A 26280-nucleotide genomic window follows, 5' to 3' on the forward strand; every position below is an offset into this window, starting at 1 on the left:
GAAAATGATCCTAGCTATAAATCAAACGTATTAAACATAGAACTTCGGGAATTGTTAGTTTTTCTATAATCCAGTAACATATAAATAGTATAAATCTTAGGAGGGCTCACATTTGAAGAAAGTATTAATCATAGAGGACGAGGAAAGAATTACGGAATTTTTAGAACTAGAACTTACACACGAAGGCTTCGATGTGACGGTTATCCATGATGGACGTGAAGGGCTGGAAACAGCACTGAATCAACATTTCGACCTTATTCTCTTAGATTTAATGCTACCTCATTTAAATGGTACAGAAATTTGTAGAAGAATTCGGCTTGTGAAAGAAACGCCAATAATTATGCTTACTGCGAGAGATAGCATTATGGATCGTGTGATGGGCTTGGATGTGGGAGCTGACGATTATATGTCTAAGCCTTTTTCAATTGAAGAACTGTTAGCAAGAATGCGCGTGATTTTTCGTCGAAATGAACGATATGAAAAGAATGTTATCAAGCACTTAAAATTTAAAGAAATACAAGTTGATACGATGTCTCGAACGGTTATGAAAGAGACTGAAGAAATACCTTTGACAAAAAGAGAATATGAACTCCTCTTAATATTTTTACAAAATGTAAATCACGTACTTTCTCGAGAATTGATATTGGAAAAAATCTGGGGATATGAGACGGAAGTGGAAACGAATGTTGTAGATGTCTATGTTAGATATTTGCGCAATAAACTTCAAAATGATGAAGATCATTATATTCATTCGGTTCGTGGCGTCGGGTATGTAATGAAATGATGAAATCGTTAAAGCTAAAAACAAAAGTTATTTTATGGACAACGGTAATGATGATTGGCTTATTCGTTTCTTATAATATATTGCAATATTTTGTGATGAACAGTTGGATGGTTCATTATGAAGAACAGTCGATTGAAAATAAGATGATAGCTATACAAAATCTTTATGTTGACCAAAAGCTCTCTAGCCAGTTTATTAAGGAAAATAAATCGTTCATTCATTCCATTAATGAAAAATCAGAGACCATTCGTATATTGGATGAAAATGGGGAAAGTATTATCGCTGTTAGTGAAGAAGAATTATTGCAAGTACCTTCTCACTCCGTTCAAAACGGACACTTTGAATTAATCAAAACAGGTGACGACCGACTGTTAGTGTATCGCGAGCCTATAAATGGTACAAATTTTGTAGTTGAAATTATTCGTAATATGGAGATTTTCGATAATTTATTAGCACAATTTGGGCTAGTTATGTTTTTGTCAGGGATTGGTGCAGTTTTCTTAAGTTTAGTAGGGGCGCTATTCATTTCGAAACAAATCGTTAGACCGATACAAGATATTTCCCAAACGCTTACTAGAATTAAAAAGTTTGGTTTAAAAGAAAGGGTGCAAGTACAGCCTGCGCAAGATGAAATTGCAGAATTAGCAAATCACTTTAATGAACTGATGGATCAATTAGAAACTTCATTTAATCAACAAAAACAGTTCGTGGAAGATGCTTCACATGAATTAAGAACGCCGATTTCGGTGTTGAATGGAAATTTAATGATGTTAAATCGTTGGGGAAAAAATGATCCTGAAGTGTTAGATAAATCATTGAATTCATCTTTACAAGAAGTGAATCGAATGGAAAAACTGGTAAAGGATTTATTAGAATTATCTAGACTAGATTCAGAGAAAATCAAGAATGTCTCAATTATATTGGAGAATCCTCAATATATTATTGAAAAAGTTATCAATGATTTTCAAATTACCCATCCAGATTTCTTTTTTTCGCTTCAAATAACTAAAGGTGAAGCATTGGCCATAACTGAAGGGCATCTTGAACAAGTACTTACAATATTAATCGATAACGCTATTAAGTATTCAAATGATGAAAAAAAAGTAATCATCTATTATCATCAGCATGAATTGACTGTGCAAGATTTTGGAATCGGTATTCCTGAAGAAGATATACCTTTTGTTACAAACCGTTTTTATCGAGTGGAAAAATCACGTAATCGAAAAAAGGGGGGATATGGAATTGGGTTATCCATTGCACAAAAATTGATGGACAACTATCATGGCAAATTATCTATTGAAAGTCAATTAGATGAGGGGACATCTGTTACACTGACTTTTCCCAAACCCATTTGAACATAACAAGAAAAGTGAGTAACAATCTTACTCACTTTTCTGCTTTAGACCATTTTTATGAATGATAGAAGCTTTCCATTATTTTTTATCGTAAAAATCGAATACAAATTGCTGAAATTGTCGTGCTGATGGTGGAAGGTATCGATTTTCAATCCAAGCCATACCTATGATCCGTTCACAAACCATATCCTCCACACGAATTTTCGCCAATTTATTTGGATTCAAGTCTTCGTCAACAGGCAGTAACGACACGCCGAGGCCAGCACCTACAAAACCAGCTACTGTTGATACCTCATCACCTTCAAAAGTAATCTTCGGTTTGATACCTGCAGCATTTAATAATCTATCAGCCGTACGGCGCAATGCGTAACCCTTTTTCATAAGAACAAAATTCTCATGTTCAAGTTCCTTCATTTTAATGCTTTTCCGGTTGGCGAAGGGATGGTCGATCGGCACCATAATATAAAGCTCATCACGCCACAGTTCCTTCCAGCAAACAGGTGGCTCCGTGTCAATCGCTGCAAGTAGGCAAAGGTCTAACTCTCCCGCGAGCAATTGCTTAAGCTGGGAATGTGAGTAATTTTGTGTAAAGTGAAAGCGTATATGCGGATGGTTCTGACGGAAAGCGCAGATCAAATCAGGTACGATGCTAGTCCCAAGTGTATGTAAAAAGCCGAGTGATACGTCTCCTAGCTCTGGGTTATTAAGCTCCTGTAATTCTAGAACTGCTTTTTCGTATTCCTTACGCATGCGTTGGACACGATACAAAAAAAGCTCGCCATATCGGTTGAGCATAATCGAACGTCCTTGTCGGTCGAACAAGGGTACTCCTAATTCCTCTTCAAGCTTTGAAATCGAACGACTTAATGCAGGTTGAGAAATAGCTAATGCTTCAGCAGCACGAGTCATATGCTCAAGCTTTGCTACTGCTACAAAATATTCTAATTGCTGCCATTCCATTTTTTCACCTCAATTCCCGTTATTTTTGAGTTAACTGCATTATAACGGTAAAAGAGTAGGAAGTATAGGCACATCAAGTGAAACTTTAATCAGTAAGGTTTCCCCACTGACTAATAGTCTTCACCAATCGGGCATTTTATAGGTAGTTCATCTCTTTGCTTTCAGGTGGTAGTCTTGTACCTATCTCTTCGTTTTCGGTAGGGATCATTTACTGCCCGTAAATTCGGGATAAAAATTTTTGAAAAAACGGAGCACGTAAAATGAAAAATGCAAAATGAAAGTAGCGGAAAGTGTGATATAACAGCCATTAACCTCACATCATTAATGCACAAAAGACATTAATATGATAAAAACTATAAATTGTACATTATGAATAAAGGGTGTTAAGATAGACACATAAATTACACAATTACAAGTTTCCGTGAAGGGGATATTATAAAATGAATTTATCAAAGCCACAACCTCTAACAATTGAGGGAGGCAAAAAAGCCGTACTATTACTGCATGGATTCACAGGTAGCACAAAAGATGTAAAAAAGCTAGGTGAATTTTTATCAAAACGTGGTTATACAGTTCATGCACCGATTTATAGTGGGCATGGCGTAGAGCCAGAAGCATTACTTGAAACAAGACCAGAAGACTGGTGGAACGATGTTGTGGAAGGTTATAACTTTCTAAAAAGTAATGGTCATGAAGAAATCGCGGTAGTAGGAATTTCACTTGGCGGCGTATTTTCGTTAAAAGTAGCAGAGACGTTTCCTGTGAAAGCATGTGTTGCCATGTGTGCACCAATCACACGCGATAACTCAAAAGGCTTATTTACACGTTTATATCATTACGCTCGTTTATATAAACATTTTGAAAATAAATCAAAAGATCAAATTATTTCAGAATTACATGAATTACGTATTACACCTAAGGATTCATTAGATGGTGTGACACGTTTAACAACAGAAACACGTGATGAATTATCTACAATCAAAGCACCTACATTAGTATTACAAGGTTCATTAGATGATGAGCTTTATCAAGAAAGTGCACCATTCATTTTAAATACTGTGGAAACAGATGATAAAGAGATCATTTGGTATGAAAATTCTGGTCATATTATTACATTAGACAAAGAGCGTGAAAAAGTGTACGAGGACGTATACAAGTTTTTAGATCATGTAGAGTGGTCAGTAGCAAACTAAGGGGCTGTCAGCAGACAGCTCTTTTAGTTTTGTCTACTTAAAGCTAAGAACTGTACAATTAACGATTATAATAGAAAAAACTATTGTTTTTAAAATAAATGCCTGATACCATAGTGGAATTGTAGCAAGGAAATCTCTTCGATTTAAATTATTTGCAATAGATCAATTTCGCCTTGGCGTAATTGTAGCTGTCGCTTTGCTTTCGCTACACAAAACATTTGTAGCTGTCGCTTTGCTTTCGCACAGATAAACAATGCGTCTGGATTTTGAATTGTGCCTGCACAATTCATTCCTTCCAAAATCCGTGACATCCGCCAGAGGCTTTAACTTCTTTCAGCGGATGTTTGGACACCCGCTGAAAAGGGGGAGACACCTGTCGCTTTGCTTTCGCTACAAAAGACATTTGCTGAAAGAAGTTAAATACATCTAAGGAGTACATCAAAATGCAACAGAAAATACCTTTTTCAACATATGCAGTCATTGGTACGATGCTTTTCGGACTGTTTTTTGGAGCGGGGAATCTTATTTTTCCAATTCAGCTTGGACAATTAGCAGGAACCAACTTTTGGTTTGGTCTAATTGGATTTTTAGTAACAGCTATCGGTTTACCGTTTCTAGGTATTTTAGCTATTGGTTTATCAGGTAGTAACGGTTTGCGTGACTTAGCGAATCGTGTTCACCCTATATTCGGTGTCATCTTTTCATTAGCTCTCTATTTAACGATCGGTCCTTTTTTTGCGATCCCACGTACAGCAACAGTTCCGTTTGTTGTCGGCTTTGAACCATATATACAAGCTGAGCATACAACACTTTTCCTTGCTTTATTTAGCTTCGTATTTTTTGCCATCGTTTTTTATTTCTCATTGAATCCAGCGAAAATTATGGATTATATCGGAAAATATTTAACACCAGCATTTTTGATTGTGTTATTTATTTTAATTATTATTAGTATTGTAAAACCAATGGGGCATTTCCAGCAGCCTATGGGTGACTATATTGATTCGGCATTTATGACAGGCTTTAAAGAAGGCTATAACACAATGGATGCGTTAGCCTCATTAGCTTTTGGTATTGTCGTTATTAACGCGATTAAAAGCGCAGGAATAACAGATAGAAAGGGAATTGCTAAAACAACGTGGAAATCTGGTATTTTTGCCATGGTATTAATGATGTTAATATATGGTTTAATAACGTATATGGGGGCATCGAGTATTGATGCTGTTGGTACATTTGATAACGGTGGTTTAATATTTGCTGCAGTGGCAGATCACTATTTTGGCTCATTTGGGGCTATTTTATTGGCAGTTATTATTGTCCTTGCTTGTTTAAAAACAAGTATTGGCTTAATCACATCTTGTAGTGAGTTTTTCCACGAAGTGTTCCCAAAAATAAGCTATAAATGGTTTGTTTTGTTATTGTGCGTTGTGTCATTTACAATTGCCAACTTCGGATTAACGAATATTATTAAGTTTGCAATTCCAGTGCTGATGTTCTTATATCCGCTAGCAATTGTCTTAATTGTCCTTGCATTATGTTCATCACTATTTAAAAATAAACAAATGGTATATGCGATTACTATGATTTTTACAATTTTTATTAGTTTCATTGATGGCTATAAAGCATTAGTAGTTAGCATTCCTACAACGAAATTAAGTATTTTTGATGCGATTGAGAAAGCTTATTCGAACTTTTTACCTTTATACGATATAGGCTTAGGATGGATATTACCAGCTTTAATTGGTGCTTTGATTGGCTATTTAATTCCAGCAAAAAGAGTGTAAAAGATTTAATTTAAAATGATAAAAAAGCACGCACAATTACTCTGTAAAATTAAAGACAAGTGAATGTATTGTAAAACAGTAATATCAAGAGGTTGTCTTTAATGTCATACATTATATTAAATAATTAGTACATCACTTATATATAGTGGTGTACTTTTTTGTTTTTTAGACCTCTAAACGACCTCATTTACTACCGCATTTACCCTATGTAAGGGAATATTTACAGCAATTAAATGTTGCAGTAAAATAGAACGCACATTCCCAAAACGTACATTCCGTTTGAAGGCGATAACTTGAAAGAATATAAAGTAAAAGAAGTGGCTGACTTATTAGGTAAACACGAAGAAACTATTAAACGTTGGATACGGTCAGGTAAATTCCCTAATGCTTATAGAAATAGCGATAAAGAAGGTTGGAGAGTTATTGAATCTGATTTATTGAAACTTAAAGTGATCCCAGTTAATGGGGTTGAACAGAAAAGTATTATTAAACCAGAAGTCGATGAAACAGAGTTAGTGAAACTGGCGTATCAAGCAGTTACCCTTCCTCTTCTGATGAAATGTTATCAATCCTGTTCGTCGTGGGGATAAAACGGACCTTGGAAATATTATTGATAATGCAGCAGGCACCATCAAAAGCGAAGCATCCTAATGGGTTCATCAAAAGTAATTCGTGAAAATTCAAGTCCGATTACAACACCTATCGAAGACACCAGATAAACGAGAATATTGCATACCACAAAAATGTTTGAAAATCCCGATATAAATAATAACTGAGAACCTGCTATCCCCGTTTATAACAGGCTGGAAGCAGTTTAAATTCATAAAGAAAGGTGATTAAATTTGTGTGCTAAATATTATTATCGATATTGTCCAGAAGGAATCGAAAGTCGTTATGAATTATTGGTTTTTCATAAAAACAGTCCTTTTCTACCTTTAACAGACTATTACCACGATTGTATAGGGAGGAATGACAAAAGTACTGCTAATAGCTATTTGAACAGCCTTATTCCCTTCTTTAATTGGATGAACGAGTATAGCAACTACCAAGATAAAAGGGTTCGATGGGATGACAATCCGGAAGTCATAAGAGTAGCTGTGGGAGATTATCTGATGAATGAAATGTATTGCAAAGTTAGAGAAAAGGATACCTTTCGGTTCGTTAACAAAACAAACAAAAGCATTAAAACAGTTAGTCGTTTTCTTTCAGCATTAAAATCATTCTATAAATCTCAAATTAGATTAAAAAAATACAAGTATTCCAATCCTATGATAGATTCTTATACCATTTTAAATGAACATAAAAACGTAGGTGTTAGGAAGGACAAGCCTCGTATGCCTTCGGAAGCAGGGACTGAAGAACCTAATCTAACAAGAAGATTAACAGATTCTTATTTCAAGCTTATAAATGATGAATGGCAGCCTGAAATTATTGGAGATAAATTCCTCCCTTTCGAAGTTTATAAAGCAGGCAAAAAGGTGAATTGGTCGCTAAGAGAACAAGTAATAGCTCATATGCTCTTTGAAGGAGGGGCGAGAGCTTCGGAAGTGATAGAGTTGACTATTGGAGATTACCGCGCAAGAAATTCGTTTCAGGAGGCGGAAACATTTAATAAGGGCAGTCACGGTAAGAGAGTGAAATTTATCCGATTTAGCAAGGATACAACAAAGTTACTGATGAGGTATATCAATAAAGAACGGGCGAAGTATGATGAGTCCCAACGTACTTTTGATGAATTACCAAACGATGCCCCTGTTTTCCTTACGGCAGTTGGAACTCCATTCACTCGTCAATCTTGGTATTATCATTGGAAAAAAGCGATGGATAAATGCGAAATGAAGTTAAATCCGCATAAAACACGGCATTGGTTTGTGACAACAAGTATGCGAGAAATCTATGAAACTTCAAAAACTGATGCTGAAATAACACAGAGAAAAAATCAACTGATTCAGTATATGAAGTGGAGCAATAAAGATACCATTCAAATTTATGAGCATTATTTCGATGAAGGAAAACATAGAGAAATACACAATCAAATGTTTGAAAATATGAAGAAATTAGAAGAGGAATATCACAAACAAAAGAAAAATAATAAAAACAAGAAGCCCAAACTAACGGTTTTGGAAAGTGTTGGAAATATGGAGATGGATGAAGATATTCTAGAAATGTTAGAAGGATTGGAGTAAAGACAGATGACAATAACTTTGAAGAAACCACAATCCCCTTTCTATAAGCAACTAATAGGAAAGGTGGACCACAAATTATTACATCTTCGTGATGCAAGAGAGACATTCATATTGGATAAAATAGAAGATTCATTTTTGAATTACTATGTTAGGCAAGTGTTAGACAAACCTTGGAAAAACCATTTGTACATCTATATGATAACTGATGTAGAAAGGAATTTAAATCCAACATCAATTCTTGAAAATACAAAAGTACTAAATGTTCGGTTAAAGGATTTATTCGAACACTACAATTTAACTGAAATTGCGCAATTAAACACTGAAACGCATATGTATGAATATTTTAAGGAGACTATCTTTGAAAATCATTCAGATAATCAAAGAAGTAATTTTCTGGCGCAATATAGAACCTGCTCTTACTATGTAAATAAATGGGTCAAATCAAAGTTGTCAGAAGAGCAGCAAGACTATTTTGAGCAATTCATTTTTCCACTACCTTCTTACGATTCAAGTGATTTCGGATTTACGAAAGCAGCGAAAGAGCAAGCTCGAAACACCCGTAAGAGTGAAACGGATGCCATCGTGGATTTCCTACCTCAAATTCGAGCCGAAGGACATTTTCGTTGGAATCAAATAGACCGATTACGGAAGGCGTTTCTAAAGGCGTGTGAGGCAGTAAAAAATGCTGATATAGAGCTTCCTTTCGATTTTGAATATAATGAGCCTGAAAGTGTTGGGGAACGCTTTTGCTTCCGCCTTTGGGACAGACCTTCTTTCGTATTGCATCATCAGGATCAATTTAGTCAGTCTGTTATTACAATCGCGAATAGACGTAGTCAAACTTTTTCGGACGAAAACAATCATTACTTTATAGAATTCATCAAGGCCGAACGATTGAACGATGATGACGAAACTGAAGGGCTATGGTTTTTAGAATTAATCGAAAATGATATTATAGGTAGTCGAATATATAACAATATTTCTGAAGAGAAAATCCAACGAAAACTTGAACTACTTAATTCGTGGGGCTATGGAAATGAAGGTGAGTTACCTAGGCCGTTTGATGGTTATCATAAGGAAGTCCTTGTACAAAGCACTTATGTCACTAGAAACAAAGATAAAGCTGAAGGTCTTTTATTCGACGTAGAACCGATGTATGTAGCTGCAACCTTTGGGTTATTGGGAGTTGATATTTGTACGTCTACCGGTGCAAGAATAAATGAATTGATGCAAATCAACTATACAAAAGAATGCTTAGAGTCCTTTAAAGTTAATGAGGATATTAAACATGCCTTTAATGCTACTCCTAAAGGTCGTGACAAAGAAGAACCGTATTACATCACTACTGAAACTATGAAAATTCTTGCTAAGGTCCGCAAAATGCTGCTTGAACATTATAATGACGTGACAATACCCAGTGTTAAATATGGCAAAAAGAGTCGGATTCATCTATTTAAAGAACCCAAACCTTATTTCTTTCAGTATCATAAAAAAGCATTAGATCATTTGTCCATTGGATCCTGCCTGCGTTTTTTATTACACGGACTTATTTTTGAGACTCTAGAAGGAAAACCAGTTACAGTGAAAACACACTTATTGCGGCACGCTTTTGCCACCGAAGCTGTCAAACGGCACAACGTATCAACCGATATAGTGGCAAAAATATTACATCAACGAGATTTAAATATAACAGGCTATTACTCGGAACCAACACAGAGCCAAGTAGCTCAACAAGTTAGTGAATATCACGATATTATTATGGATTATATAGATCTAGATGAAGCTATATTGCGTAGCCCCAAAGAGCTTCAAAAGGAATTCAGAGAATATAAAGAAAATGTGGGCGTTTTAAATAATGTAATTGGTGGAGTTTGTGTAACCAATATGGTGTGTCCTACTAAAATGGCCTGTTTAGGTTGCCAAGCTAAAATCCCTCAACCCGAAAAGAAACACGAGTTGGAGGAGGTTATCGAATTATCGAGAGATATGGAGAAGCGATTTAGTGCAATGAATTTGCCAATTGAAGTAAGAAAAGCAAAAGCAATGCGAAAACACGCTCGTACTGAACTGAAAGAAATTGAGTTGATTGAACAGTATAGAAAAGAGGAAGATTATGACCCCGACATTCAATTCAAAAAATGAACGGCCTTGGCTAACAGAAAATCACAAAAGACGTAGTGACCGGGCGATACGAATAGGCAAAGAAACAATTGATCGGTTAATAAAAAAAGGTATACCTGTCACTTTTGCCAATGTTGCTCAATGGTCTAAAGAAGTTGATACCGAAGGTAAAGGGATTCACCAAAATACAATACGGTCAAACGAGGAATTGTATGAATATTACAAACGGTACAGTAGAACCTTTAAACAGAAAGAAAATAGCAAAGTAAATAAACCGCAAAATAACTTAGATTTGGACATTGATTTCAGGAAACTAAAACCCGACCGTAACCTTGATATTCTTCATAGAAAGTATATTAAACTATCAAAACAAGAACTTGTCCAAAGACTGATTCTTGCTGAACAGTATATTTCAGAAAACGAAAACAAATGGGTTACTGCTCATTTTGAATCATTTAAGTAGTAAAAAGAGACAGTGATCGCTGTCTCTTATTCAACTAAAGCACCCCGTTAGTTCAACAACTTCTTTAAATCAATTCTTGTGTAGGTTTTATTATAGATCGTACCATCATCATTATAAAATATGGCTTTTTTAAAATATGGGTCGGAGATAGGTTCGTAACCGTGTTTGCTAATTAACTTTAGCATTTTGGGATTTTCTATTGGGTCAACACTCACAAATATCTCAGAATGACCTAAACTCTTTGCAATATTTTCTCTATACCTAATTAAATCTGAACCTATACCATTACCCCGATAATCCTCTTTTACATATAGGTCACTTAATTTAGGAAGCAAAGTGCCTTTTACTTTAAGAACTCCAAAACCCAATATAAGTGAGTCTTGTTCAGCGATTGCCAAATATACTTCCCTTTTTGCAAATTGCTTTAAATAATTCGTGAATAAATTCATATTATTTCTAATATCACATAAACCCGATAAGTCGTTTTCGTTCGCTAATCTTATTATGTAGTTCATTGTTATTTCCACTTCCTTATTCTTCAATATATCACTATTATAAATTTTCAATTTCTTCTTCAACAAACCTGCCCCGTTAGTTCAATAAAGAAAAAAGAGCTGCATATGCAACTCTATGATCTTCAATTAACGCCTCCGTTAGTTGAACAACTAATTTTACGCATAACTCCCTTATAATAGCAGATAATATGGTGAGGTGAATAAAATATGTTAAAAACTAAGATTAGCTATATTACTTGTTTTTTAATTATTTTAAACTTATTTGTTTTCAGTAAGCCCATAAATACAAACTCGATGGAGTTACCCTTTTCGCAATCGATTAGTGATAAAAGTGAACAAAAAAAAATTCAGGAATTAGAACAACGTTTAGATAGCCTCGAACCACCTGAACCCACCACTATTCTTGATTCACCTTTACCATTTGAAAAAGGAACAGAGATGCATTTCCCTAAAGATGTTATTAGCATATCAGAAGTGTTAAAAGAAGGAACAAAAATTCCTTTCAAAGTAATAAAAAGCGAACCGAACTATATTAGACCAATATTTGAAGAACAATGGCATAGCACATATGGGGGTGGGAGATGGAGCTATATTCCTTCTCGAATACACTATGCTCTTCACCGCATATTCCCTTTTTATGCCATCGGGATTTCTGCTGAATTTAATTTTCAACAGGAAGTAGGTATTGCTTTTCCTACTGATGCAAATGAAACAGACCTTGACCTGTATATAGTTGTGTTTCAAACAAATATTACAGATGTTTATACAAAAGGAAATCAAGTTGTTGTTGTTGGAACACCTAAACGAACAGGAGTAGAGGTTATAAGCATTAAAACAGCAGATATACACCCGAGTAATAAGGAGAAACTTTTGTTAGTTCAGTTAGCGACTAATGGAGCTGAACTTGATTATTCTTTAATTGATTTTCAACCACCCGATTATTGGTTACAGCAAAAACAAAGAAATGAACGTGAAAAATCTAAAAAAGAGTGAACCTTTGCCTTATCAAGTATACTGATAAGGCTGTTATTTAATAATCATTCTTCTTCATACAGATAGGTAAGCCTTTGAAGTTATCGCTGGCTTTTCCCCCTGTTCACACCGTACGTGCGACTTTCACCGCATACGGCGTTCCAACTAATCCAATTTATTCTTTCTATGTTTTAAACAGCCGAGTGAAGATTTTCCAAAGTTAGATTATTTCATTTTTACATTTCAGTCGTAAGTTATTTACTTTTTCTAATTGTTTATTTGTAAGCTTTACAGCTTTTAGGAACTTTTCAATTTTTGCTTTGTCTTTCAAGTGTATAAGTTGATGTATAGCCTTATTCAAAACTATTAAATTTGAGTAGCTATCATCTTTTGAAATGTGAAAAGGATTAATATGATGACAATGCCAATCGATAATACCTAATTCTTTACCTAAAATTGCACATTTGCCATACTGGGCAATAAACTTACTTATTCTGTTGTCGTTATATTCAATAGATCTGTTTGGAATGTAGTTTCTCATGATGTAAGAAAGCGTATTTTTATTGATAGCCTTTAGGCTATTGTGAATTTTTGCTCTGCCTTCGGCAGTATAGTTACATATCACTTGGGAGAAACCAAGTGTTTTTCTCCATCGCTGCGCATGGATGGGGACAAAGACCATATTTTGTATTTTAAATAGTTTGGACTTATACCCTTTGTATCGCTTCTGTAATGTCTTTGACATCTCATGAAAACTTGCCTCTGTTCGAATATTCTTTAGTTGATTGTATAACGTCTTGCGTAGATATAGATTTAACTCATTCAAGTTAATTGTAATTTGAGTTGCAGCTGAGTAATAGTTTTGGATACCCATTACAACGGTATTAAAATTCCAAACGGTCTGAATGCAGGGTTTTCTCTGGATTACTTTTATCGCTTCTTTAATCTTTTGAAAGGCATTTGCTTTAGCCTTTTTTGACATATCAGACTTTGCTACGAAACCAAATCTGGTCTTACCTTTTCTTATGGCTTTTATTGTAAACCCTAGAAACTCTGAAGAGTTTTTCTTTAAGTTCACGACCTTTGATTTTTCTTCACTCGTCTCCAAGTGTAATCTCTTTTTCAAGAATTCTTTTAATGCATAATTTATTTTAATTGCCTGTGACCTTGTCCGGCACATCACCTTAAAATCATCCGCATAACGGACAATAAAACACTCTTTCAAACTCGATTTCTTTAATTGCTGATACTTACTACCATTAGTCGAATACGTATAATTGCTTTCAAATGTTTCCCATTGGTCACTAACCCACCAATCCAATTCATTTAACACAATGTTAGATAATAAAGGTGAAAGAATACCACCTTGCGGTGTTCCTTTTGTAGGAATACCTTCTCCTACAATCTCTGCTTTTAATAACCTAGATATAATAGAAAGAAGGGATTTATCCCTAATGCCTATTGACCACATTTGTTTTAAAAGTTTGCTATGATTTACATTATCGAAGAAACCTTTAATATCTACGTCAACACAATGATGTAGTCCAGATTGGTTAATGAGAAATTCAAGTCTAGCTTTGGCATGATGAGTGTTGCGATTTGGTCTAAAACCATAACTATGTTTATGGAATTTGGCTTCACAGATTGGCTCTAAAATTTGCAGTACACATTGTTGAAAAATTCTATCCCATATCGTCGGTATCCCTAAAGGTCTAGTTTTATCTACTCCTTTTGGAATGAAAACCCGTCTAACTGGTTGTGGTTCATACCATTTGAACATAGCTTGAACTTTAGCTATTACATCTACAACTGGTAAATGCAGAATATCATTAATTGTTAATTTATCGATTCCCGCAGTTTTGCTACCTGTATTTCTTTTGATGTTTCGGTAGGCAAGACGTATATTATCCTTAGAACTCATTATTTCTGTTAAGTTATAGAAATGATGACCACAAACACTTTGAGCGTAGAGTGTATCAAAACAATCTTGCATACTATAATACTCATTGTGTCTCAGTTTCTTCCGTTTCAATAAGTCGGTGACTCCTTTTGGAGTTAAACCTCTATTAGTCTCACAAGAACCTTATTAATCGATAAAGAACTGCCTTACTTGGTTGAATAAATCTTTATTAGTCTAGTGGCTATCCCTCCATGTGGATTAGACACTTCATTGGTACTGTGCCACCACTTTCACTGATATAAAGGCAAGTTATACAGTAACTAGTATCATTATTGCTTTCCTTGTCAACGTTTCTTAGGGGAGTAAGCCCTCCACGTTATCAGCTTACAATGTTGAATTATATCTATTATGGAATGAACTTAGGTGCTTCCTGTAAGCCTGTTAGCACTCATACGCCTGTAACGTATCATGGATTTTCATATTAGCTAGTCTTACTCACCCACATCTAACCTCACAATTTGGTGACATACACATTTCTATGTATCGCAGTTATAGACCCGTACATTCAGAAGTTTGTCAGCTTAACCTTTTCTTTTAGGTTCATTCGCATTCTCACCATATTCATTCAACTCAAGCATCATGATTTACACCACCCCCGCGGGTAGGCTTTCGTCAGCCAAACTGTTACGGTAAATTCTCACGCCTTTTCGCCGAGCTTATAACACTTTCATTCTTACTAAATCAAGTGCTATTCGACTATGAGAGAACCCTTCCGAGCGTTACCTCTTCATTTGATTCTTCGATATAACCCTTCAATTCCGAAAGGAACTGCCTAGCTTTACCAGAGTAATGTGACCATTCTCCATTTGAGCTAGGAACATTTCGCACAACTAAACTGCCCCGTTAGTTGAATAGCAATAATCTTTTGGAAAAAAGCCATAAACAAAAATAACCTCCGAAAAAAATGGAGGTTACTTTTGTTTAAATAGTTAACTTTTAAGGCAATTTAAAATATCATCTGCTAACATTTTAGAACCTGCAGCTCCTTTAATATACTTTAAATTTCCCGTAGATAACCAATCGATCTCCTTTAAATTGCTTAAAAGCTTGGCTATTTTAACAGAATCAGGTTGTTGGGATTTCACTGAATAATTTTCATTAATTATTTCGTTCCCAACAATTGCCAATGCGTTTAAACAAGTAATATGTGTCATTCTATACAACTGATTATCATCCCACTGCTCAGGAAATAATTCTTTTATCAAGTTGAAGTAAAATAAAGCTATGTTTAGTTTTCGTTCTTTAGAGAGGTTTGCTAAAGCAGATTTTTTGGTTAATAATTTTATGATATTGTATAGATTTTGCAATGTTACGTTTTTTTCTTTAGTTCTTCTCCCTATTAATGTCCCTTTACTAAAGAAGGGACTCTCTGGCTTAAGAATTAAATTTGTAGCTACCCAGCTAATTTCATCATTATCCCTATTTAAATAGCGACTTAATGATGTACCAATGCCCTTCGCTTTTGAATTAATTACATCAAATAATTTAATTTCTTCATCCTCATCTAAGTAATGAAAAGCTAAGAAGGGAACGTTAAGTGTACTATCTGTTTCATTAATATATTCACTTATTCCGCCTAGTCTATGCTGTCCATCCATTAATGTAGCTTTTTTCTTGCATATTAATCTTCCGAAATTTCTTCTTTGGCTATCATATGCATGAAATTCCCAATGACCTGAAGCATTTAATAATATAGGGGTATAAAGAGCGTCTTCACCCTGCGATAAATAACTTGCAAAATCTTTACATCGTTTTTTATCTATAGGGCGCTGATAACCTTTACCGGAAGGGTCATTATAAAGTTTGGAATAAGAGAAATTGACTGCAATTTGAGATGAAACGAAGCCTTGATAAGTAACACGACCACGCATCTTAGATTGTAATACATTTTCTATTGCTATATTTGAAGGTAAGTTATTACTCATAATAAAATCTCCTTTAGAAAATTTAATACTCAAATATTATAGTACTTATAAGTACATAATTCAATCAAATTTATACTATATGTAACTGTATTGTAGTGCAAACCTCACATAGTCTAAATGTGAGGTGATTATGTGCATAGTTTAGTCAAATTAGTTGGTAGCAACATCAAAGAAATACGGAAATTGAAAAAACTCACTCAGGAAGAATTAGCTGAAAAAAGTGGACTACAAACTTCGTATTTAGCAGGTGTTGAACGAGGGGATAGGAATATTACTATTCAGACCCTAGAAAAAATTACTGAAGGTTTGGAAGAAGCACCTAGCAGTATCTTTAAATTTGATACTCTAAATTTCGACAATAAATATTTTGAAAAAAAAGAATTGGTTATGATCTTGCAAAATCTAATAGAAAACAGAAGTGAAAGCGAAGTTCGCTTAGTATTAAATATTGCTAATGAAATATTTAATACTTACGAAAGTGAAAAGCTTTAATTGAAGAGTCTAGAAACTTTAATTGTAACCACTCAATCGAGTGGTTTATTTTTTTGTGCATATATGCAATCATGTTGGTTCAGCTGATGAAAAGATTGTTGTTTATGTTTAGTAATTGTTTTTTAGACAATAAAAAGAACAGACTAACAATTAAGTTAACTGTTCTTCCGATTAGCTTATTTTCCCTTTATTAAACGTTAAATAATAGTTTGAAACTCATCAGAGAAACGAAACATCATTCAATTTTTCCATTCACATTTCATTAGTAATTGATCTCCATTTAATTCAGCTGATAAATTTCCATCCATCTTTATCATGAGGCTTTTTGCAATAAACAATCCTAAACCTGTACTTCTTTTTGACCTCGTTTGATCAACTTTATAAAAACGATCAAAAAGAAGAGGGAGATCTTGTTCTTTTAATTCCTTGGCGGGATTCATTATATTAAGTTGAACTGATGACGAATGTTTCACAAGTTGAATGGTAACATTGCCACTCGAATGTTTAATCGCATTGGAAATTAAATTTTCAATTACACGTTTAACAGCTGATGAATCACCTGTAATATAAATTTCATCCCCTGGAATAAGGATTGATGGTTCGATCTGTGCTTTATTGAAATCATCATAAAAACCAATTAAAACTTCAACTAGCAATTTATTTAATTTGATGTTTTCCACCTTTAATGGATAATCAGCTGATTCAATAGTCGATAGTTCAAAAAACTCATCTAATAAAATCTTTAATCTCAGTGCTCCATTTTTAATGTTCTTTTGGTATTTTATCCTTTTCTCTGGACCTATATCATCAGATTCTAAAAATTGTATATAACCTAAAATAGATGTCATTGGCGTACGAATATCATGCGAAATATTTGCAATTGCCTGCTTCATTTCATTTTCAGTTCTTAATTTTTCAAAAATTGCTTCATTAGTTAAATCTATTTGGTCATTAATATTTTTTGCTAAATTCTCAAGATCTTTATCATAAAAAGTTAGGTCTATTTTCTTTGAGATTACTTTATTGTTTAACTGATTTAATTGTCGAGTAACTCGTTTTAGTTCCAGTTTCAATAAGTAAAAGCGAATGAGGATAAAAAATACAGCTATAACAGATATTATTACTATATAGATCATCATTTCACTCGCCTTTCTTTTTTTATTTATTTAATTTCTTTCTTTTGGAATGCAAATACTCCTAGTAATCCAAATGCCACGTAAGTTACAATCGGGACTATCGCTAATTTAAATACTTCAATGCTTCCCAAAGCATTTATATTAATGAAGTCATACGATAACTTAAATACCGAATAATTATAAATATATTCAAATAAAGTGATCTTACTAGCTAACATGAACATTACACCATCAAATAGTAGGAAAATTAAGATTAGCAAGCCAATCGTTTTTCCGCTATCCGTAAACATTGTTGCAAATAACATCATTATTGATGCAAATGCTGCAGCATATAGCATGGTAAAAATAATTATTTGAGCAAAGTATTTTAAATCAGGCATATCGTTAAATTGAGAAAGAATAGCCCCGGTTCCTGTCATACCAATTGGTAATATTACTGAAAAAATGATTGCTCCAAATGAAAATACCATTAATTTGGAGATATAAATTCTAGTTCTGCTATTGCCCGAAGATGCAATACTTTTCATTGTACCCAAAGAATATTCACTAGCGATAAAATAACCAGCTAAAAGACATGGGATTAATTTTAACACGTAATTGTTCTTACCAACGATAGTTAGAAATAAATCATTAACGCTTATTTGCTCTGTCCCATAAATACTCGCTATAAGAGGAAAAAGGGCAGCAATTATTACCAATGCCAATGTCAATTTTCTAAACGATCTATCCTTTTTTAATTTAAATAGTTCTGATTTTAATAGATTACCCATGCTGAACTCCTCCAATAAGCTTTGTAAAGTAACTTTCTAAATCTTGACCCATTGACTTAAACTGTTCAATGATTAACCCTGCGTTAACTAATGCTGTAGAAACTTTGGCTGGTTGATCAAGATACTTATATAGTCTAATCACACCATCTGGCATGACCTCGAAATCATTAGTAGAAAGCACAGTTTCAATTATAGTTACAGCTTTTTCGGTATTATCTACTTTAATATGGAAATATTGCTGACATTTCTCTTCTAGCTGATGAAGTGTCATTTGCTCAATCAATTCTCCCTTATGAATGAAGCCATAATGAGTAGCTAACAAATGAAGTTCACTTAAAATATGACTTGAAATCAGTATAGTAACGCCTTTTTCACTATTGAGCTTTTTTAATAACTCTCTTATTTCTACAACTCCCATAGGGTCTAATCCATTAATGGGCTCATCGAGAATTAAAAATTCTGGATCTCCTAAAAGAGCAATCGCAAGAATAAGTCTTTGCTTCATACCTAAAGAAAAATTCTTTGCCTTCTTTTTCCCCGTATCATGAAGACCAACAAGCGCTAATGTTTTTTGAACACATTCTTTACCTGGGACGCCTTTTAAAAGTCTATGTGCTTCTAAATTCTCAGCAGCTGTCATATGTGGATATATTGCAGGTTGCTCAATCGTAGCACCAATACGCTTTCTAGCTTGAATTAACTTCCTTTCAGTCGTTTCTCCAAACAGTTCTACTGTCCCCGATGTGGGCATTGCTAATCCAGCCACTATACGAGTTAGCGTGGATTTACCTGCACCATTTTGCCCAATAAAGCCGTAAATAGAACCTTTTTCAATCGATAGATTCACTTTATTTAAAGCAACTTGATTTTTATATTGCTTTGATAATTGATTTGTTTTAAGTACATAATCTTTCATATACTTACCTCCCTTACTTGATATACTTAGTATAGTAAGAAGAACATAAGAGAAGCTTAAGTTAAATCTAAAGAAAAGCTTAAGATTTAAGACGGTAGCCCATTCCCCAGATTGTTTCGATATATTCAACACCAGGACTGGCCTTAGAGAGTTTGCTTCTTAAATTGCTCATATGAACATTAATGGTATTATCATCACCATAAAATGGTTCATTCCAAACATTTTCAAACAAGTTCTCTTTCGTGAAAACTTTGTTAGGTGATGACATAAGAAGTACTAAAATATTGTATTCACGAGCTGTAAAAGCGAGCGATTTCCCCTCAACAACTACTTTTTTAGCTTCTGTATCAATCACTATGTTTTTGTGCTTTAATTCTTTTTTCGTCGGAAGTTCCTGCATACGTCGATATCTTCTCAAATGGGAGTCAATTCTCGCTGATACTTCATCTATATCAAATGGTTTCGTAATATAGTCATCCGCACCCGATCTTAAAGCATCAATTTTAGTTTGCTGCTCCAGCTTGGCTGAAATAATAAGGACAGGTGTGTCACTTTGTTCAGCTATTTTTGACAGTATTTCTTCTCCATTCATACCAGGAAGCATTAGATCTAGTAATACCATATCCCAATCTTGCTTCTCCAAGTAAATCAAGGCTTCTGTTCCTGAGAAAGCTGGCTGTGCAGCATATCCACTTTTTTCAACGATACTACATAATAATTGATTTATATCATTGTCATCTTCAACAACTAATATGTTGATTAATTGTGCCACCATTATCAGCTCCTTTTACTATGAGGCTTGTCTATATTACAGAATAAATCATTAATATTCAAACATCACATAATAACCAAGCGCTCAATTAACACATATCTACTTGAAAGGGGTAAGTCCACAATTTGAGTTGATAAAAAAGAGGATAGATAGAGCGAATTTAATTACGCTCTTCTATCCTTTTAATTTCTATATATAATGTGTGACATTAAATAAGAATTCACTATTTAAAATAGTTTCAGCTTAAAACTTGACTTTTAATAAAATGAATTTCATGTGCGTGCTTTTTCGTAAAACTTAGTAAGCTGTCCAACCACCATCAACAGCTATTACTTGTCCGTTGACAAAGCTTGCTTCATCTGAGCCAAGGAAAATAGCAAGCTGAGCGATTTCCTCAGGTTGTCCAGCACGTGGGTTAATGGACAAACCTAGTGCTTGGCGAGCTGCACCTGTTTGACTCACATTTGTCATAGTAGAAGCAATGTTTGTGATAACTGCACCTGGAGCGATACCATTACAGCGAATATTTTTATCTGCATACATAAATGCCGTGTTTTTAGTGAGACCAACAACAGCATGCTTAGAAGCAGTGTAGGCAGCCCCAGCACGTGCTCCATATAGACCGCCAGCAGAAATATTGTTAACAAAGACACCATGTCCTTGAGCAAGGAAAATCTCTGTCGCCATACGCATTGACCGCATAACAGCAGTAGTGTTTACCGCGAATAATTTGTCCCATCGTTCATCAGAAACTTCACCAACTGGCTCCATACCATCCATAATACCAGCATTATTCACTAAAATATCTAATTTGCCATAAGCATTTTTTGTTTCATCAAATAAGCGTTGTAAGTCTTCTGTTGAAGCGACATTTGTTTGAACAGCGATCGCTGTGCCACCAGTTGCTTCGATACCTTCAACAACTGCATGTGCACCTTCTAAATTTAAGTCAGAAACTACGACTTTTGCTCCTTCTTTTGCATAACCTTCTGCGATTGCTTTACCCATACCTGACGCTGCACCTGTTACGATTGCTACTTTACCTTCTAATCTCATCACAAAAACCTCCTATAATTTATGTTCTTTCACCAGAGTTTGCCCCAGTGATTTCAAAGATATGTTATGTTAGATATTGAACATGTGTTCATTAAAATAATATAATGATTATGTAAGCGATTTCAATGCGCAAAATATTAAGAACTGTTCAGTAATCAACACATATGAAAAAATCTGTTTAGTAGGGGGATAAAAAATATGAGCGCTAACGATTTAAGGGTTGTCAAAACGAAGCAAGCATTACATAATGCTTTACTAACCTTATTGAGTGAGAAGCCTTTAGAAAACATTACAATCGCAGAAATTTGTCGGGTGGCAAAGGTGAACAGAGGTACCTTCTACTTACATTATGAGCAAAAGGAAGGGTTATTTGAGGAATACTTTCGGGAAATTATGGAAGATTTGAATAATTCCTATGAGGAACCGTACCGAGCAGTAACCACATTGGATAAGAATCAAATAGATCCAAATACTATTCGTATTTTTCATCATATTGAGCGCTTTAAAATGTTCTATCACATTGTTTTTTCAAAAAATGTGCCGCTTACTTACTATTATATGTTATTTGATGGAATTTTCTCTCTGCTAAAAAGGGATATCACAATTCATAATAAAATACATGATGAGATATCCATTGAGTATTATAGTGCGTATCAGGCAAATGCAATCATCGGCCTAATCATTCAATGGTATCGCCAAGATTTTGCGGATAGCGTTAATACCTTGAATAAACAACTTGCGGCTATTTTGCGAATTGGTGAAAAGTAATAAAGGACTCTTCGGCAAAATCAACCATTTACTAAATATGAATCTTCTAACATGTCACTTCTAATTTATAGTGATAAAATCGAAAGTTAAGCAATAGCGTCACTACAAATGTTTACTGTGCGAAAGCGAAGCGACAGCAACAAATGTTTACTGTGCGAAAGCGAAGCGACAGCAACAAATGTTTACTGTGCGAAAGCGAAGCGACAGCAACAATATAAAAGGAGAAGGAGGCTCGACTCTTACCCATAGGAAAGCGATAGCCTGAAACGGAAATCACCTTTATTTAAAGCACCACATCATATAAAGAGTTATCCTCAACGTTTTGTGACTAAACTTTAAAAGCGATGTACTAAATCATCATTAGTACATCGCTTTTTTGACAATATTATTGAACAGTGGCAGGGGAAATTTGCTCATTTTCGCTTTTTACTTTTGATCTTCTTAAAGCAACAGCCATTGCAGAAATGCCCAGTGTTACAGCTATGATAATTACTAACGAGCTACAATTACTCATTATATTATCAGTGCTTCCACCAAAAATAATTGTGTAATAGCCATCTGCTCCGTAAGTAGCTGGGAGAAGTGAAGCTAGTTTATTGTAAAAATCAGATAGCATTGCTTGTGGAACAAGAGCACCTGAAGTAACAAGCTGTATCGAAAGAGCACAAATATTAAAAATCATACCCAAGTTACCAAAAATTATAATAAAGGCTTGTGCCAAGCAAAGGAAAGCCCAAAACATTAATGCTTGAAAAAGATATACTGTTAAAAAGTTTGCTTTACTTGAAATATTAAATAGATGCATTAAGCCTATAGTTAATAGCGGAAGGGTGAAAGCTACACCGATATTAATAAGCTGTTTTGCTAGGAACAATTGCCATTTCGAAACTGTATCTTGCACAAGTTGTGCAGCCTGCTGATGCTGCATAATCATTACCATTGCACCAACGAACGACGAAATAATAACCATCAATGGCACAAAATTCACTGCAAACTCTTCAACATTATTCGTTTTAATAATAGTAGAACCTATCGTATGATCCTTTACACTCATAATTGTTGTAGCAACGGCCTCGTTAATTTGTTGTGCTGTATTTTGCTCTATTGGAAGCTGTGAGAACTTTTGAGAAAATACTTCAATGGTCTTGTCTTGCTGTAAAGGATACATATTATGGTTAATTTCCTCAGTTACTTGCTTGGCTACTCCGTCCATCATATTTTTTGCGATGCTTGGATTTGCTTGATTGATAGAGTAAATAATTTCAGCCTCTTTACCTGCTTTTAATTGACTCGTAAAGTTGCTTGGAATATGAATAATCATATGGATATCACGTTGATTTAATTCTTGCTCAGCCTTGTCTAGAGAGGTGTAATTTTCTATTGTAAAAGGTAGTTTTCCTTTTATTTCATTTACTACTTGTTGCCCCATATCAGTATCTTCGCTAATGAGTCCGATTTTTAAATTTCCTGTTCTGTCATTTACACCATCATAGGCAGTCATCCATACGGAAAAGAAAATTACCTGAAATGCAATTGTAACGACAATGCCAATATAAGTTTCTCGAATTTTAAATAAAGCTTGTAACCCTTTCATAAAATACCTCCTATAAAGTAAGTACTTACTTGCATCGAATGGAAAAATTTTTTCTAGGGAGTCAATCCCCTAGAAAAAATTGAAATGCTCGTTTTTAACAATATTTCAGTTGGCATATCAGAAACAATTGTTCCTAAACGTGCCCGTGAAATAAAATGACCAAAATTAACAGCGATAAGGGATAACGCTGCTGCTTCAAAATCAATCTCTCTAATTTTCCCTCTTTCATGCATTTCCTGCAGATAATGAATTAGCTCATTTTTAATATGGAGAGGGATATTAGCAATCTCTTCATTAATTTCAGGAAACTGCATCGCTTCTTTAAAGCCAATCATTACAAAGTCTTTAATAGACATTAAAAAGTTAAAATGCTTTACAGAGAAATTTAGTAAATCCGTTTCCAAATCCCATGTAACATTTTTATTGATCTCTTCCTGCAAAAGAGGAAAATAAGAAAATTGCTCAATAATGGCTTTCAAAATACCACGCTTGTTACCGAAATGGCGAAAAATTGTTACTTCATTGACGCCAGCTAAATCAGCTATTGCTTTAGTTGTTGCAGCAGTATAGCCCTTCTCACTAATGAGTTGTAAAGCAGCTTCAATGATTCTTTCTGCGGTGGTTTTTGTTGACAATAGTATTCTTCCTTTCATGCAAGCAATTACTTACATACTAGCATAGAGCAATTCCTTATGCAATAAAAATATTAACAGACAATGGAAATCAAATAATGTTTGGGACAAGAAGGACTGCACGGGTAGCCAGGAAAATCACTCAAGGTGAATCAAAATAACAACATAGTGGCACACTGCGTATATGAAAATGTTTAGTAACTTTTTATGGAAAAAAACAGTATTGACAACTATATCGTCTGCTGATATATTTTATGTATATCGTCAGACGATATATTGTTAGACGATATAAAAAGGGGGATTTGTATGACGCAAGAACATCCGCCATTAACAGAGGGCGTTTATTATATTTTGTTAGCTTTATTTGATGCAAGGCATGGTTACGGCATCATGCAATTGGTAGAGGAAATGAGCAATGGTCGTGTTCGGCTTGGAGCGGGGACGATATATGGAGCAATCAAAACATTACTCGAGCGAGGATGGATTGAGGCGCTAGATGGTGATGGACGAAAGAAGGAATATATCATTACAGATAGTGGAAAAAAAGTAATTGAATACGAAATTCTGAGATTAAGGGAACTTTTTGACAATGGCATCCGTATAACAAAGGAGAATGGAACAAATGGATAAATATCGATTTGTCGTTAACCCATATGATATTGAGAAATGGGTTAACGATATGGCAAGCCAAGGTTGGCATTTAAAAAAGTTCACTTGGCTACGTTTTACGTTCGAACGTGGAGAACCAGGTAGCTATATTTATCGGCATGATGAATTGGAGCGATTTGGTGCCTCATATGAAGATGAATACTTAGAATTTCTAAAGTCCTCAGGAATTGAACAGGTAGATCGTTCTGGTAATTTTGTATTCTTTAGAAAACCAGCAAATGATGAACCTTTTGAACTTTACTCTGATAAGAAAAATAAAATTAGTAAGCTTTCTCAAAAAATTTCCCTGCTACTATCACTCATCCTTCTAAATTTGATTATAGGTGTAATTGGTCTAAGTGGGATTTTTTCAGCACAGGCAATAGACTGGATTAAATTATCAATGAATATCACTAATATTCTTGTAGTCGTGTTATTTTCTATTCCATTATTAAAACTTGTACGTGTGCGCAATAAATTGAAGAAGGATTTGGATCTGTTTACAGATTAGTATAGGAGTAGCATGGCTGAAAAATAGTTGCATAAACTAATATGCTTATAGTATTTAATGCCAATAAGAAAGCTTCATTAGTATGGGATTCGTATTTGCTTCAAAATTATTTTCCGGGAAATCAGAAAAATCGATTAATTTAAATGTACAGTTATAAAAACTACTTTTAAGGCGCATATTTAACCAGGAGTTCGCATCAGTTTTATAAGATTAATAGAAGGAGGTGGGACTTTATGAAAAAAAGAGTGTATCGTTTTTTTCTTGATTATGAAAAAGAAGAAGCGTGGGTTAATGATATGGCGGAACAAGGTTGGTATCTAAAGCATACAATGGTGGGTTACTTCATTTTTGAAAAAGGGGAATCTGGTCAATACATTTATCGCAATGAACTAATCAAAGGTAAAAGCCAGGATTACTATGATTTTTTAGAGACGATGAATATTGAGTTTGTTTCAAAATTTGGATACTGGGCTTATTACCGTAAAAAAACATCAGAAGGTCCATTTGAATTATTTTCAGATAGTTCTTCGAAAATAAAATATTTAAAATCAATAAACCGTCTTTTTATATTAGTAACATTACTAAATGTATTAATTGGATTTATCAATCTTTATATTGGACTTGGCGAATCAACAGAAAGAGTCGTAAACACAGGAGTATCGTTCTTTAATTTTGTGGTCGTCATGATTATGTGTATGCAGATTATGAAGGTTGAAAAACGTAAAAAAGGACTGCAGCAAGAATTACATATATTTGAAGGGTAAGGAGGA

General features: G+C 34.4%; 26 protein-coding genes. 14 read left to right on the forward strand and 12 right to left on the reverse strand.

Features of this window, described 5'->3' with window-relative positions:
- Window positions 1–112: 112 nt before the first annotated feature.
- Window positions 113–784, forward strand: coding sequence for a response regulator transcription factor (locus ACQKOF_RS09525; RefSeq protein ID WP_427555917.1), 672 nt, complete (start codon window positions 113–115; stop codon window positions 782–784).
- On the forward strand, window positions 781–2139 hold the full coding sequence (locus ACQKOF_RS09530) for a sensor histidine kinase (protein ID WP_427555920.1): 1359 nt from the start codon (window positions 781–783) through the stop codon (window positions 2137–2139). The genes ACQKOF_RS09525 and ACQKOF_RS09530 overlap by 4 nt, the downstream gene beginning before the upstream one ends.
- A gap of 78 nt (window positions 2140–2217) precedes the next feature.
- Here ACQKOF_RS09530 and ACQKOF_RS09535 read toward each other — a convergent pair whose 3' ends face one another.
- A complete protein-coding gene (locus ACQKOF_RS09535) occupies window positions 2218–3099 on the reverse strand; it encodes a LysR family transcriptional regulator (protein ID WP_427555922.1) in 882 nt (293 codons plus the stop codon).
- A 440-nt stretch (window positions 3100–3539) separates the two neighbouring features.
- Between ACQKOF_RS09535 and ACQKOF_RS09540 the strand changes: the two genes are divergently transcribed.
- Window positions 3540–4292, forward strand: coding sequence for an alpha/beta hydrolase (locus tag ACQKOF_RS09540; protein WP_400729684.1), 753 nt, complete (start codon window positions 3540–3542; stop codon window positions 4290–4292).
- Window positions 4293–4435: 143 nt separating this feature from the next.
- On the opposite strand, the gene ACQKOF_RS09545 is transcribed toward ACQKOF_RS09540, so the two are convergent.
- Window positions 4436–4591, reverse strand: a complete 156-nt coding sequence (locus ACQKOF_RS09545; protein WP_427555926.1) for a hypothetical protein — start codon at window positions 4589–4591, stop codon at window positions 4436–4438.
- A 144-nt stretch (window positions 4592–4735) separates the two neighbouring features.
- Between ACQKOF_RS09545 and brnQ the strand changes: the two genes are divergently transcribed.
- The 5 genes from brnQ (at window position 4736) to ACQKOF_RS09570 (ending at window position 10843) form a co-directional block, all read left to right on the forward strand.
- Window positions 4736–6073 carry a branched-chain amino acid transport system II carrier protein gene (gene brnQ / locus ACQKOF_RS09550; protein ID WP_427555927.1) on the forward strand — a complete coding sequence of 446 codons (1338 nt, stop codon included), beginning with the start codon at window positions 4736–4738 and terminating at the stop codon, window positions 6071–6073.
- A 293-nt stretch (window positions 6074–6366) separates the two neighbouring features.
- On the forward strand, window positions 6367–6663 hold the full coding sequence (locus ACQKOF_RS09555) for a helix-turn-helix domain-containing protein (protein WP_427555930.1): 297 nt from the start codon (window positions 6367–6369) through the stop codon (window positions 6661–6663).
- 522 nt (window positions 6664–7185) lie between these two features.
- Window positions 7186–8259 (forward strand): tyrosine-type recombinase/integrase, encoded by a 1074-nt coding sequence (locus ACQKOF_RS09560; RefSeq protein ID WP_427555933.1) that lies wholly within the window; start codon window positions 7186–7188, stop codon window positions 8257–8259.
- 6 nt (window positions 8260–8265) lie between these two features.
- On the forward strand, window positions 8266–10401 hold the full coding sequence (locus tag ACQKOF_RS09565; protein ID WP_427555935.1) for a site-specific integrase: 2136 nt from the start codon (window positions 8266–8268) through the stop codon (window positions 10399–10401).
- Window positions 10373–10843: a hypothetical protein gene (locus ACQKOF_RS09570; protein WP_427555938.1), complete on the forward strand. Its 471-nt coding sequence runs from the start codon at window positions 10373–10375 to the stop codon at window positions 10841–10843. Before ACQKOF_RS09565 ends, ACQKOF_RS09570 begins: the two co-directional genes overlap by 29 nt.
- Before the next feature lie 47 nt (window positions 10844–10890).
- Here ACQKOF_RS09570 and ACQKOF_RS09575 read toward each other — a convergent pair whose 3' ends face one another.
- Window positions 10891–11421 (reverse strand): GNAT family N-acetyltransferase, encoded by a 531-nt coding sequence (locus tag ACQKOF_RS09575; RefSeq protein ID WP_427555941.1) that lies wholly within the window; start codon window positions 11419–11421, stop codon window positions 10891–10893.
- Window positions 11422–11565: 144 nt separating this feature from the next.
- Between ACQKOF_RS09575 and ACQKOF_RS09580 the strand changes: the two genes are divergently transcribed.
- Complete coding sequence (locus ACQKOF_RS09580) at window positions 11566–12351, forward strand: hypothetical protein (RefSeq protein WP_427555944.1); 786 nt, start codon at window positions 11566–11568, stop codon at window positions 12349–12351.
- Window positions 12352–12550: 199 nt separating this feature from the next.
- Here ACQKOF_RS09580 and ltrA read toward each other — a convergent pair whose 3' ends face one another.
- Both ltrA and ACQKOF_RS09590 read right to left on the reverse strand, forming a co-directional pair.
- Complete coding sequence (gene ltrA / locus ACQKOF_RS09585; RefSeq protein WP_427556119.1) at window positions 12551–14323, reverse strand: group II intron reverse transcriptase/maturase; 1773 nt, start codon at window positions 14321–14323, stop codon at window positions 12551–12553.
- Between the two features lie 896 nt (window positions 14324–15219).
- Entirely contained in the window at window positions 15220–16215 is a 996-nt protein-coding gene (locus ACQKOF_RS09590) for a DGQHR domain-containing protein (RefSeq protein WP_427555947.1), read from the reverse strand.
- 132 nt (window positions 16216–16347) lie between these two features.
- On the opposite strand from ACQKOF_RS09590, the gene ACQKOF_RS09595 reads away from it, so the two are divergent.
- Window positions 16348–16707: a helix-turn-helix domain-containing protein gene (locus ACQKOF_RS09595; RefSeq protein WP_427555950.1), complete on the forward strand. Its 360-nt coding sequence runs from the start codon at window positions 16348–16350 to the stop codon at window positions 16705–16707.
- Window positions 16708–16946: 239 nt separating this feature from the next.
- Here the strand turns inward: ACQKOF_RS09595 and ACQKOF_RS09600 are convergent, their stop codons facing one another.
- From ACQKOF_RS09600 to ACQKOF_RS09620, 5 genes are all read right to left on the reverse strand, one after another.
- Window positions 16947–17843: a sensor histidine kinase gene (locus ACQKOF_RS09600; RefSeq protein ID WP_427555953.1), complete on the reverse strand. Its 897-nt coding sequence runs from the start codon at window positions 17841–17843 to the stop codon at window positions 16947–16949.
- Window positions 17844–17869: 26 nt separating this feature from the next.
- A complete protein-coding gene (locus ACQKOF_RS09605; RefSeq protein ID WP_427555956.1) occupies window positions 17870–18613 on the reverse strand; it encodes an ABC transporter permease in 744 nt (247 codons plus the stop codon).
- Window positions 18606–19529 carry an ATP-binding cassette domain-containing protein gene (locus tag ACQKOF_RS09610; RefSeq protein WP_427555958.1) on the reverse strand — a complete coding sequence of 308 codons (924 nt, stop codon included), beginning with the start codon at window positions 19527–19529 and terminating at the stop codon, window positions 18606–18608. The genes ACQKOF_RS09605 and ACQKOF_RS09610 overlap by 8 nt, the downstream gene beginning before the upstream one ends.
- 79 nt (window positions 19530–19608) lie before the next feature.
- Window positions 19609–20301, reverse strand: a complete 693-nt coding sequence (locus ACQKOF_RS09615) for a response regulator transcription factor (RefSeq protein WP_427556122.1) — start codon at window positions 20299–20301, stop codon at window positions 19609–19611.
- 297 nt (window positions 20302–20598) lie between these two features.
- The gene (locus ACQKOF_RS09620; RefSeq protein WP_427555960.1) at window positions 20599–21357 is read right to left on the reverse strand and encodes an SDR family oxidoreductase; all 759 of its coding nucleotides are present in this window, start codon (window positions 21355–21357) and stop codon (window positions 20599–20601) included.
- Window positions 21358–21555: 198 nt separating this feature from the next.
- On the opposite strand from ACQKOF_RS09620, the gene ACQKOF_RS09625 reads away from it, so the two are divergent.
- A complete protein-coding gene (locus tag ACQKOF_RS09625) occupies window positions 21556–22125 on the forward strand; it encodes a TetR/AcrR family transcriptional regulator (protein WP_427555963.1) in 570 nt (189 codons plus the stop codon).
- 385 nt (window positions 22126–22510) lie between these two features.
- Here ACQKOF_RS09625 and ACQKOF_RS09630 read toward each other — a convergent pair whose 3' ends face one another.
- Together ACQKOF_RS09630 and ACQKOF_RS09635 are read right to left on the reverse strand one after the other, a co-directional pair.
- Window positions 22511–23719, reverse strand: a complete 1209-nt coding sequence (locus ACQKOF_RS09630) for a YhgE/Pip domain-containing protein (protein ID WP_427555966.1) — start codon at window positions 23717–23719, stop codon at window positions 22511–22513.
- A 53-nt stretch (window positions 23720–23772) separates the two neighbouring features.
- Window positions 23773–24354, reverse strand: a complete 582-nt coding sequence (locus ACQKOF_RS09635) for a TetR/AcrR family transcriptional regulator (protein WP_427555968.1) — start codon at window positions 24352–24354, stop codon at window positions 23773–23775.
- Between the two features lie 303 nt (window positions 24355–24657).
- Between ACQKOF_RS09635 and ACQKOF_RS09640 the strand changes: the two genes are divergently transcribed.
- The 3 genes from ACQKOF_RS09640 (at window position 24658) to ACQKOF_RS09650 (ending at window position 26274) form a co-directional block, all read left to right on the forward strand.
- Entirely contained in the window at window positions 24658–24981 is a 324-nt protein-coding gene (locus tag ACQKOF_RS09640) for a PadR family transcriptional regulator (protein WP_427555970.1), read from the forward strand.
- On the forward strand, window positions 24974–25510 hold the full coding sequence (locus tag ACQKOF_RS09645) for a DUF2812 domain-containing protein (protein WP_427555973.1): 537 nt from the start codon (window positions 24974–24976) through the stop codon (window positions 25508–25510). The genes ACQKOF_RS09640 and ACQKOF_RS09645 overlap by 8 nt, the downstream gene beginning before the upstream one ends.
- A 233-nt stretch (window positions 25511–25743) precedes the next feature.
- The gene (locus ACQKOF_RS09650) at window positions 25744–26274 is read left to right on the forward strand and encodes a DUF2812 domain-containing protein (RefSeq protein ID WP_427555975.1); all 531 of its coding nucleotides are present in this window, start codon (window positions 25744–25746) and stop codon (window positions 26272–26274) included.
- The last annotated feature ends 6 nt before the right edge of the window (window positions 26275–26280 follow it).

Origin of the sequence: Lysinibacillus sp. NPDC093190 (assembly GCF_050280425.1) — a bacterium.
Taxonomy (GTDB): Bacteria; Bacillota; Bacilli; order Bacillales_A; family Planococcaceae; genus Lysinibacillus.